The organism is Longibaculum muris, assembly GCF_004343035.1.
In the GTDB taxonomy this organism is placed as follows: Bacteria; Bacillota_I; Bacilli_A; order Erysipelotrichales; family Coprobacillaceae; genus Longibaculum; species Longibaculum muris.
The window spans coordinates 1-10,794 of record NZ_SMCQ01000041.1; the positions used below are offsets into that span (position 1 = coordinate 1).

Annotated in this window: 10 protein-coding genes and 1 pseudogene; 10 read left to right on the forward strand and 1 reads right to left on the reverse strand. The window is 31.2% G+C overall.

Annotated features, from left to right (window positions below):
- Positions 1-264 (forward strand): annotated as a pseudogene (locus tag EDD60_RS15730) (PD-(D/E)XK nuclease family transposase); the annotation flags it as partial.
- A gap of 28 nt (positions 265-292) precedes the next feature.
- On the opposite strand, the gene EDD60_RS15735 reads toward EDD60_RS15730, so the two are convergent.
- The gene (locus tag EDD60_RS15735) at positions 293-1,213 is read right to left on the reverse strand and encodes a LysR family transcriptional regulator (protein ID WP_066443770.1); all 921 of its coding nucleotides are present in this window, start codon (positions 1,211-1,213) and stop codon (positions 293-295) included.
- A gap of 115 nt (positions 1,214-1,328) precedes the next feature.
- Between EDD60_RS15735 and asrA the strand changes: the two genes are divergently transcribed.
- The 9 genes from asrA to EDD60_RS15780 all read left to right on the forward strand — a co-directional run.
- Entirely contained in the window at positions 1,329-2,360 is a 1,032-nt protein-coding gene (gene asrA, locus EDD60_RS15740) for an anaerobic sulfite reductase subunit AsrA (RefSeq protein WP_066443775.1), read from the forward strand.
- Positions 2,360-3,157 carry an anaerobic sulfite reductase subunit AsrB gene (gene asrB / locus EDD60_RS15745; RefSeq protein WP_229105265.1) on the forward strand — a complete coding sequence of 266 codons (798 nt, stop codon included), beginning with the start codon at positions 2,360-2,362 and terminating at the stop codon, positions 3,155-3,157. Before asrA ends, asrB begins: the two co-directional genes overlap by 1 nt.
- 13 nt (positions 3,158-3,170) lie before the next feature.
- A complete protein-coding gene (asrC, locus tag EDD60_RS15750) occupies positions 3,171-4,208 on the forward strand; it encodes a sulfite reductase subunit C (RefSeq protein ID WP_066443777.1) in 1,038 nt (345 codons plus the stop codon).
- 31 nt (positions 4,209-4,239) lie between these two features.
- Positions 4,240-5,427, forward strand: a complete 1,188-nt coding sequence (gene hemA, locus EDD60_RS15755; RefSeq protein ID WP_066443779.1) for a glutamyl-tRNA reductase — start codon at positions 4,240-4,242, stop codon at positions 5,425-5,427.
- Entirely contained in the window at positions 5,424-6,317 is an 894-nt protein-coding gene (gene hemC, locus EDD60_RS15760; RefSeq protein ID WP_066443784.1) for a hydroxymethylbilane synthase, read from the forward strand. The genes hemA and hemC overlap by 4 nt, the downstream gene beginning before the upstream one ends.
- Complete coding sequence (gene cobA, locus EDD60_RS15765) at positions 6,307-7,743, forward strand: uroporphyrinogen-III C-methyltransferase (protein WP_066443787.1); 1,437 nt, start codon at positions 6,307-6,309, stop codon at positions 7,741-7,743. The genes hemC and cobA overlap by 11 nt, the downstream gene beginning before the upstream one ends.
- Entirely contained in the window at positions 7,733-8,710 is a 978-nt protein-coding gene (gene hemB, locus EDD60_RS15770) for a porphobilinogen synthase (protein ID WP_066443792.1), read from the forward strand. Before cobA ends, hemB begins: the two co-directional genes overlap by 11 nt.
- The gene (gene hemL, locus EDD60_RS15775; protein WP_082787315.1) at positions 8,703-9,998 is read left to right on the forward strand and encodes a glutamate-1-semialdehyde 2,1-aminomutase; all 1,296 of its coding nucleotides are present in this window, start codon (positions 8,703-8,705) and stop codon (positions 9,996-9,998) included. The genes hemB and hemL overlap by 8 nt, the downstream gene beginning before the upstream one ends.
- On the forward strand, positions 9,979-10,794 hold an 816-nt coding region (locus EDD60_RS15780; protein ID WP_132226548.1), incomplete at its 3' end, for a precorrin-2 dehydrogenase/sirohydrochlorin ferrochelatase family protein. The genes hemL and EDD60_RS15780, both read left to right, overlap by 20 nt.

The following is a 10,794-nucleotide window of genomic DNA, read 5'->3' on the forward strand; positions in this document are numbered from 1 at the left end:
AAGAAACAGGTAGGGTATTACAAAGAGAGTGAAGGAGGAAAGAGAGAGATGTGTGAAATCTGGCAGAAGATAAGAGATGAAGGTTATTTGAATGGAAAAGAAGAAGGATACATGGAAGGTGAAAAAATAGGCAAGGATAAGGAACGTATGAAGCTTATTAAGAAGTTAATGATGAAGAATAGCTGTACTATTGAAGATGCCATGGAATTATTGGATATTCCACCAATAGAACGTCAACAATACCGACAAAGAATTGTTTCATAGAATTTAATATAATAAAAAAGACTCAATTTTATTTATTTGGAATTGAGTCTTGATTTTGAATATAACCGTTTTTAAGTTCTTGACCATATATTTGACAAGTTTCAATAAAAGCGCTTAGTTTTTTTGTGACTTTTTTATTTTTATGATAACAGATACAAAAATCTCTTTCTAACGAAATAGAATCGATAGGAATAATTTTCAAATCACCATTATAAACTTCATTTTCAATAAGTTGTAAAGGCACTAAAGCAATACCATGATTATAAAGGATGGCTTGTTTAACAGCTTCCCAGCTATGACATTCCCATGAAGATTTTAAATGAATATGATGTTTTTTAATATATTCTTCTAATTGTTCACGAGTACCACTACCTTCTTCACGATTGATAAAAGGATAACGGGTTAATTCTTGAATTTCTAAAGTATCAGGTATAGGAAAATCATAGGCACAAGCGAAAACAAGTTTATCATGAATGACTGGCGTAACAATGAAATCGGGATGGGTTAATTCACCTTCAATTAATGCAATATCTAAGTAATTATTAAGTATTTTTTCTTCAATGATATGGGTATTATCAATACATACTTCGATATTGATACTAGGGTATTGTTCTTTTAATTGCTTTAATAGAGGAGATATAATGGTATTTCCAACAGTTAAAGTTGCCCCAATTTTGAGTGAAAAACGATTATCTTTAGAAAAAATATGATCCATATCATCATATAACCCAAGAATAGAATTGGTTAAATTTAATAAAGTTTTACCTTCTTCTGTAATAAAAAGTTTTTTAGAATATCGTTCAAATAATTTAATATCATATTGATTTTCAATTTCCTGTATTTTCTGTGATATTGTTGGTTGAGAAATATAAAGCAATTGTGCAGCTTTTGACATGGATTGTGTTGTGGCAACTGTTTTAAAAATATAGAGATGTTTACGGGTAATCATAGTATCTCCTTTCTATCTATTGGAAAATCCAATAGATATTATTGTTTTTTTGTATTTTCATAATAACACAAAAAATGATATAATGAAAATATAAAATGACTTAGGAGGAAAAATGATGGGATACAAGGTCGATTTTAAGCAGATGAATCACATTTTTGAACAATTATCTGATGAATATGATATTTATGCGCCAAAACGCTTTAAAAAGCAAGGAAGATATTCAGATACTGACATTGTTCGTTATGATCGTGTAGAAAATATCGAAGATGTTGTTTTTGATCAAAAATCTGATTATCCAGCTAAAGAAGTATTGAGCCCTATTACTCAACCATTATTCTATTTTACAGAAGATGAGTACAGAGAAAGTAAGGTCAATGACAAAAAGATTTTAATTTTTATGCGTCCATGTGATGTGCATGCAATGGAACGCCAAAACAGAGTTTATTTACAAAACGGTGGTTTTGAAGACTTCTATTATAAACGTCTTCAAGAAAAAGTTAAAATTGTTTTAATGGAATGTTGTACAGGTTGGGATACTTGTTTCTGTGTAAGTATGGGAACAAATAAAACTGATGAATACAGCATTGGAGTTCGTTGTTTAGACAATGAATTATTAGTTGAAGTAAAAGATGATGAATTCAATTCTTATTTTGAAGATGCTGCAAATGATGATTTCAAGGTTGAATTCATTGAAAAAAATCAAATTGAAGTTAAGATTCCAGAAATCAAAGATAAAGAAGTTCTTGCAAAATTAAAAGAACATCCAATGTGGCAATCTTTTAATTCTCGTTGTATTTCTTGTGGCGCTTGTACAATTGCTTGTTCAACATGTACATGCTTTACAACTACAGATATTATGTATAATGAAAACATGAATATTGGTGAACGTAAGAGAACATCAGCGTCTTGTCAAATTGATGGATTTAGTGATATGGCTGGTGGACATTCATTCCGTCCAACTGCAGGAGATCGTATGCGTTATAAGATCTTACATAAATTCCATGATTACAAAGCACGTTTTAAAGATTATCATATGTGTGTAGGATGTGGACGTTGTACTTCAAGATGTCCTGAATATATTTCAGTAACTAAGACAGTTGAAAAGATGGCTGCTGCTATTGAAGAAATTGAAAGAGAGGGTAAGTAATGATGAATAATCCAGTTAAACCTATTCCTTGTGAAATTATTGATATTAAAAAGGAAAGTTTATTAGAATATACTTTTAAAGTGAAAACAGATATTCAACCTGATCATGGTCAATTCTTACAATTGTCTATTCCTAAAATTGGTGAAGCACCAATTTCAGTATCAGCTCATGGTGAAGGATGGATGGATTTCACTATTCGTTCTGTAGGTAAAGTAACTGATGAAATTTTTAATAAACAAGTTGGAGATACTTTATTCTTACGTGGACCTTATGGACATGGATGGCCAGTTGAAGATGAATTTAAAGGTAAACATTTAGTTGTTGTGACTGGTGGTACAGGTTTAGCACCAGTAAGAAGTATGTTAAATACTTGTTTTGAAAATGATGGTTATGTAAAAAGCTTAACTTTAATTTCTGGATTCAAAAATGAAGAAGGTATTATCTTTAAAGAAGAATTAAAGAAATGGAAAGAAAAATTTACAACATATTATACATTAGATAGAGATAAAATTGATGGATGGAATGTTGGATTTGTTACTGATTATGTAAAAGAAGTTCCATTTGATAGTTTTGATGGAAATTATGCTGTGGTTGTTGTTGGACCACCAATTATGATGAAATTGACTGCTGAAAAGATTATGAGCTTAGGTGTACCTGAAGAAAAAATCTGGGTTTCTTTTGAAAGAAAAATGTCTTGTGCTGTTGGTAAATGTGGACATTGCCGTATTGACGAAACTTATGTTTGTTTAGATGGACCAGTTTTCAATTATACAAAAGCTAAATATTTAGTAGACTAGGAGGGTAACAAGAATGAATCATGATATTGATATTAAAAAACTAAGAATTAATTGTTTTAGACAATCTAAGGTTGCTGGTGAATTCATGTTACAACTTCGAGTTCCTGGTTCTTTGATTGAAGCAAAATATTTACAAATTGTGCAAGATATCGCACAAAATTGGGGAAATGGAACATTCCATATTGGGATGCGTCAAACATTAAATATCCCTGGTATTAAATATGAAAATATTGAAGAAGTCAATAAGTATATTAAAAACTACATTCATGATATTGAAGTAGAAATGTGTGATGTTGATATGGATGTTAATGAACATGGATATCCAACAATCGGAGCACGTAATATTATGAGTTGTATTGGTAATTCTCATTGTATTAAAGCTAATGTTAATACTTATCAATTAGCTCGTAAGATTGAAAAATTAATTTTCCCTAGTCATTACCACATTAAAGTATCAATTGCTGGATGTCCTAATGACTGTGCAAAAGGTCATTTCAATGACTTTGGTATTATGGGTATTGCTAAAATGGAATATCATCAAGAAAGATGTATTGGATGTGGAGCTTGTGTAAGAGCTTGTGAACATCATGCAACAAGAGTTTTATCTTTAAATAAAGATGGTAAGATTGATAAAGATACATGTTGTTGTGTAGGATGTGGTGAATGTGTTATTGCATGTCCTACAAGTGCTTGGACAAGACAAGAAAAGACTTTCTATCGTGTAACATTAGGTGGACGTACTGGCAAACAATATCCAAGAATGGGTAAAATCTTCTTGAACTGGATTAGTGAAGAAGCTTTATTACAAGTTTTTGGAAATTGGCAAAAATTCTCTGCATGGGTTATGGATAATAAGCCAGAATACTTACATGGTGGTCACTTAATTGATATTTCAGGATATCCAAAATTCAAAGAATTGATTTTAGATGGTGTTGAATTAAATCCTGAATGTTTAGTTGCCGAAGAATTATATTGGACAGAAAATGAACAACGTGCAAACATTCATTTGAAACCATTATCACAACATAAAAAAGCAGGACCTAAAGAATAAAAACCACGCTCGCGTGGTTTTTTAAAAAGTTATGAAACTAGCTGTTGTTGGTATTAGTCACAAAGAATTAGCAATCGATGCACGTGGTTGTTTTCATTTTACTGATAGCCAGAAATTAGAGTTTGCTGGCTTATTATTAGAAAAAGGCATTGAACAATGCGTTATTCTTTCAACATGTAACCGTAGTGAAGTTTATTTCATGTATCAAAATAATGAAGTTCAGTCAGTTAAAGATTTATATATTGATTATTTAGCTGATTCACCAGCTATTTTTACCTATCAAGGAAAAGAAGCTATTTTTCATTTGTTGAGTGTCGCTTGTGGATTAGAATCTATGTTAGTAAGAGAAGATCAAATTCTTGGACAAGTGAAACAAGCATATGATTTTACTAGAAACATGCAAATAGGTGGTAAAGAAATTAATTTGATTTTTGCTGAAGTGATTCATTTTGTAAAACAAATCAAAACAGAATTTTCGCAACCATCATTATCATTAAGTCATGTTGCGATTGATCATTTGAAGAAGAATATGACATTAAATCAAAAGAAAATCATGATTGTTGGAGCAGGAGAAGTTGCTTTATCTTGTCTACCTTATCTTTATCCCCAAAATGAAATTTATTTAGCTAACCGTACATCATCTCGTGTTGAAGATATTAAACAAAAATATCCAGATATTCAATATGTTACTTTTGATGAACGTTTAAAATATTTAAATGAAATAGATGTTTTAATCAGTGCAACATCTAGTCCTCATTATATCTTTTACGCTAAAGATTTTATCAATACACATTTGATTGCTATTGATTTAGCAATTCCTAGAGATATTGAAAAAAATAAGTATGTTGAATGTATTGATTTTGAAAGTCTACAACAAGAAATTGATGTGAATAATCAATTAAGACAACAAGATGAGATATGTATACATCAAAGAATAAAAGAAGAAGTTGAAGTTATCGAAACAAAGTTGAGTAGTATTCAAAATGATTATATGATACAATCATTACAGGCAAAAAGTCTAGAAATGGCTGAGCGTACTTATCAGATATTAATTAATAAATTAGATTTATCACAAAGAGAACAATACATCTTACAAAAGACGCTAAAAGCATCATTTCTTCAAATGATTAGAGAACCTATTCATTATATAAAAACAAAAGAAATTGAAAATGTAGATATTATTCATCAATTATTTGATATAAAAGAGGAACAAAAATGAAAATAACAATTGGAACAAGAGGCTCAGCATTAGCATTAACACAAACAGAATATGTCAAATCACAATTAGAAAAAGCATATCCGATGCATACATATGAAATAAAAATCATTCGTACAAAAGGTGATAAGATTCAAGATGTTGCTTTAGATAAAATCAATGATAAAGGAATCTTTGTCAAAGAAATTGAAAAAGAATTATTAGATCATACTATTGATTTAGCAGTCCATAGTTTAAAAGATATGCCTAGTACAATGGCTGAAGGTTTAACTTTTGCCAAAACATTATCAGCGAGTGATTATCGTGATTGTTTGGTTTTAAAAAATTATAAAAGTTTAGCTGAATTACCAAAGCATAGTATTATTGCAACAGGGAGTAAACGACGCTATTATCAATTACTAGCATTGCGTCCTGATTTACAAATTGTGGGGATTCGTGGTAATGTCAATACACGTTTAGAAAAACTTCGTACTCAAAATATTGATGGTTTAGTTTTAGCGAGTGCTGGTTTAAAGCGTTTAGGATTAGAAGATGAAATTACAGAATACTTTGATGAGACACAGATGATTCCAGCTTGTGGTCAAGGTATTTTAGCTTTACAAGTTTTAAAAGATAGCCCATTATTAGAGATGCTAGAAGCAATTGGGGATGAGCAGGCTAATCAAAGAATGAAATTAGAATCATTGTTTTTAGCTCAAGTCAATGGAGGATGTCATATTCCGGTTGGAAGTTATGCTAAACAAGAAGGTAATCTGATTCATTTCTATGCAGTTTTAGGAAATGAAGATGGGAGTAAGCTGATAAAAAAAGACGAAGTTTTTTCACTTGATGAAGGTGAAGAAAAGGTGAAAGAAATCGCAAGAAAGTTGAAGGAAGAAGTTTATGGCAGGTAAAGTTTATTTAGTAGGTGGAGGACCAGGAGCTTTGGATTTATATACATTAAAAGCAATGCGATGTATAGAAGAAGCAGATTGTTTGGTTTATGACCGTTTGATTGATGAACGAATTTTAAATTATGTTAAAGAAGATTGTGAATGTATTTATGTTGGGAAACAATCTCATTATCATACCATGAAACAAGAAGATATTAATGCATTACTTGTAGAAAAAGCCAAAGTTTATGAAAAAGTTGTTCGTTTAAAAGGTGGCGATGTTTTTGTCTTTGGACGTGGTGGTGAAGAAGCTCTAACATTGTATGAAAATCATATTGATTTTGAAGTTGTACCAGGATTATCTTCATCGATTGCTGGACTTTGTTATGGGGGGATTCCGATTACTCATCGTGGTTTAAGTTCTGGATTTGAAGTGGTTACTGCACATTTTCAAAATCAGCAGGATGAGTGGGATTATCAACGCTTTTTAAATGATGATTTGACTTATGTTTTTATGATGGGAAAAGCTAAATTATCAGTTATTGTTGAACAATTATTAAAAGTAGGAAAAAATCCTCAAACACCAATGGCTTTAATATCCAATGCAACATTACCAAATCAAGATGCCTGTTATGGAACATTAGAAACAATTTTAGATATGTATGACAAACATCCACTACCTTCACCACTGTTAATTGTTTTAGGACAAGTTGTCTCTTTACATACAAAACTTGATTTCTTTACAAAAAAACCTTATTTCCAAACGCATGTTCTTATCACAACTTTAAATGGAAAACAATCAGTTTTAACACAGTATTTTCAAGAACAGGGAGCAATGGTTGACCAGTTACAATTAGGAAAAATAGAATATATTCAACCTATTCAAATACCATCATTTGATCATAGTGTAATTGTTTTGACAAGTCAAAATGGGGTAAAAGGATTTTTCAAATGGTTAAGTCAAGAACGTTTTGATTTAAGACAATTGTCTCATGCTCGTTTTGCATGTATTGGACAAAAGACTGAACAAGTCTTAAATCAATATGGTTTTTATAGTGATATTTTATCTCATCAAGCCAATAGTATAGCTTTTAATCTTGATTTAAAGAAATATGTTCATGATGATGAACATATGATTGTGATTTGTGAAAAATCACATTGTGCAATTGAAAGATTACATGAAACTGATCAGTATATAAGTGTTTATGAAAATAAAGAAATTGAAATCAATGTAGATAAGCATTATGACTTAGCATGTTTTACATGTGCATCATCAGTTCAAAGATTATCACAACAAGCTTGTACATTTGAAAAAGCATTGTCAATTGGACCAATGACGACTAAAGCGATTCGTCAATATTATCCAGATGTTGAAATTATTGAAGCAAGTCATTCAAGTTATCAAGGTATGATTGAGAAAATGGAGGGTATAAAAGATGTTTTATAGAGGTAGAAGATTAAGAAATAATGAAGTGACAAGAGGATTAATGCGAGAAACACATCTTCATGCCAATCAATTAATTTATCCTATTTTTGTAGTTGAAGGTGAAAATATAAAAAATGAAATTTCTTCTTTAAAAGGTATCTATCATTATTCAGTTGATCGTTTAGCAGAAGTAGTGAAAGAGATGCAGGAAGTGGGTGTCAAGGCTTGTATTTTATTTGGTATTCCTGAACATAAAGATGCTTGTGGAAGTCAAGCTTATGATGAACATGGAATATTACAACAAGCTATTCGTAAAATAAAAGAAATCGATCCTAGCATGTATGTGATTGGGGATGTTTGTATGTGTGAATATACTGATCATGGACATTGTGGGATTTTAGATGAACATGGTCAAGTGCTTAATGATGCGACATTACCTTATCTGCAAAAGATTACTTTAAGTTATGCTAATAGTGGTGTTGATATGGTTGCTCCAAGTGCGATGATGGATGGTGAAATAGCTGCTATGCGTCAAATCTTAGATGAAAATGGATATTATGATTTACCAATTATGGGTTATAGTGCAAAATATGCATCAGCTTATTATGGTCCATTCCGTGAAGCAGCGCATAGTGCCCCAGCATTTGGAAATCGTAGTACATATCAAATGGATGTGGCTAATGGTCAAGAAGCTTTGCGTGAAATTGCTGCTGATATAGATGAAGGTGCTGATATTATCATGGTTAAACCTGCTTTAGCTTTCTTGGATGTTATTAAAGAAGCTAAACTAAACTTTAATATGCCAATTTGTGCGTATAATGTGAGTGGTGAATATGCTATGTTAAAAATGGCAGTTGAACAAGGATTGATGAAGGAATCAGTCATTGAAGAATCATTATTAGCAATCAAACGTGCTGGTGCTGATATGATTATTACATATTTTGCAATTGATATTGCAAGAAAATGGAAGGATGAGCAAAATGTCTAATCAAGAATTATTTGATGAAGCGTGTCAATATATCCCAGGTGGAGTCAATTCACCAGTACGAGCTTTTCAATCTGTTGAAAGTGCTCCAGTGTTTGTAAAAAGTGCAAAAGGATCACGTGTGTTGGATGAAGAAAATCATGAATATATTGATTATATTTGTTCATGGGGACCCTTAATCTTAGGGCATAATCACCCTGTCATTCAACAGGCAATTATTGAAGCAAGTCAATATGGGAGTAGTTTTGGATTGCCAACAAAGATTGAAGTTGAAATGGCAAAGTTAGTTGTGGAAAGTTATGAAGGAATTGATATGGTTCGTATGGTCAATTCAGGAACTGAAGCAACGATGAGTGCTTTAAGAGTTGCAAGAGGATATACAAAGAGAAATAAGATTATTAAATTTGAAGGAAATTATCATGGGCATAGTGATGGTCTTTTGGTCAAAGCCGGTTCTGGAGCTATGACTTTTCAAACTCCAACGAGTTTAGGAATACCTGAAGAAACAGTTTCTCAGACAATTGTTTGTGTTTATAATGATTTAACATCAGTTAAAAAGGCAATTGAACAATATCCTGAAGATATTGCAGCAATTATTTTAGAGCCTATTGCAGCAAATATGGGGATTATTCAAGCTGATGAAGAATTTTTAAAAGGTTTAAGACAACTGTGTGATGAATATCATATTGTGCTTATTTTTGATGAAGTTATTACTGGATTTAGAGTTGACTATCATAGTTGTCCAAAATTCTTAGGAGTTGTTCCTGATATGGTATGTTTTGGTAAGATCATTGGGGGAGGATTGCCTGTTGGTGCTTATGGTGGAAAAAAAGAAATCATGGAACTTGTTTCGCCATCAGGACCAATTTATCAAGCTGGAACATTATCAGGTAATCCACTAGCTATGAGAGTTGGATATGCACAATTAACTTATTTAAAAGATCATCCAGAGGTTTATCAACATATTACATCTTCAGCTCAATACTTAGCTAAAGGTATTGAAAAGATTTTAAATGAATTGCATTTACCTTTTCAGGTTCATCAAGTTGGGAGTTTATTAACTTTATTCTTTACTGCTCAAGATGTTCATCAATATACAGATGTTCAAACATGTGATACACATCTTTATACAATTTTCTTTAAAGAAATGTTAAAACAAGGAATCTTGATTGCTCCAAGTCAATTTGAAGCATGGTTTATTAGTGATAGTCATACTAAACAAGATTTAGATGACACACTTATAGCTATTCATCAAGCATTGGTAAAAGTTTATGATGCCATGGCTGATTGATTTTACAAATCAAAGAGTTGTGATTGTTGGTGGAGGAAAGGTTGCTTATCGAAAAGCTAAAGCTTTCTTACAAGAAGGGGCATTGGTAAGTATTGTCGCTAGTGAAATGAAAGAAGAATTTTCATCATTAGAATGTCAAAAGATATATAAAGATTATGATATTGATGATATAAAAGATGCTTTCTTTGTGTTTGCGGCAACTTCTTCAAAGACTAAAAATCAACAAATTGTTGATGATGCTTTGAAACAAAAAATTATGTGTGCAAGTGCAACAAAGACCAATACTCCATTTCATAGTATGGCAACGATTCACACCAATCAAATGACTTTAGGGGTTTCAACAAATGGACAATACCCAGCTTTATCTTTAAAATTAAAAAATGATTTAAAAGGATATGATGATTATTTAGAAGTGCTTTCTTTATTACGAGTAGAGATTTTAAATCATCAATTGGTTGAAGAAAATCAACGTCAAAGTTTCTTTCATTCTATTATGTTATTATCTTTAGAAGAATTAAAATTACTTTATACAATGGTTTTACAAAGACAAGGAATTGTGTTGCTTTTTCCTCATCATATTAATGAAGAAGCTTATAGTTTTGCTAGTTTTGCAAAAGCACTGATTTTCTCTTGTCAAGAAAGTGATTATCAACAAAAGTTAGAAACACTTTTAATGATTCATATCAAATGGAACATACAACCGATGACAATAAGTGAAGGAATTATATATAAACGTATCAAACAAACAGTACCAATTCCAGTTTTATCAGCTTTATTTAAAGATCAAGAGTTAATG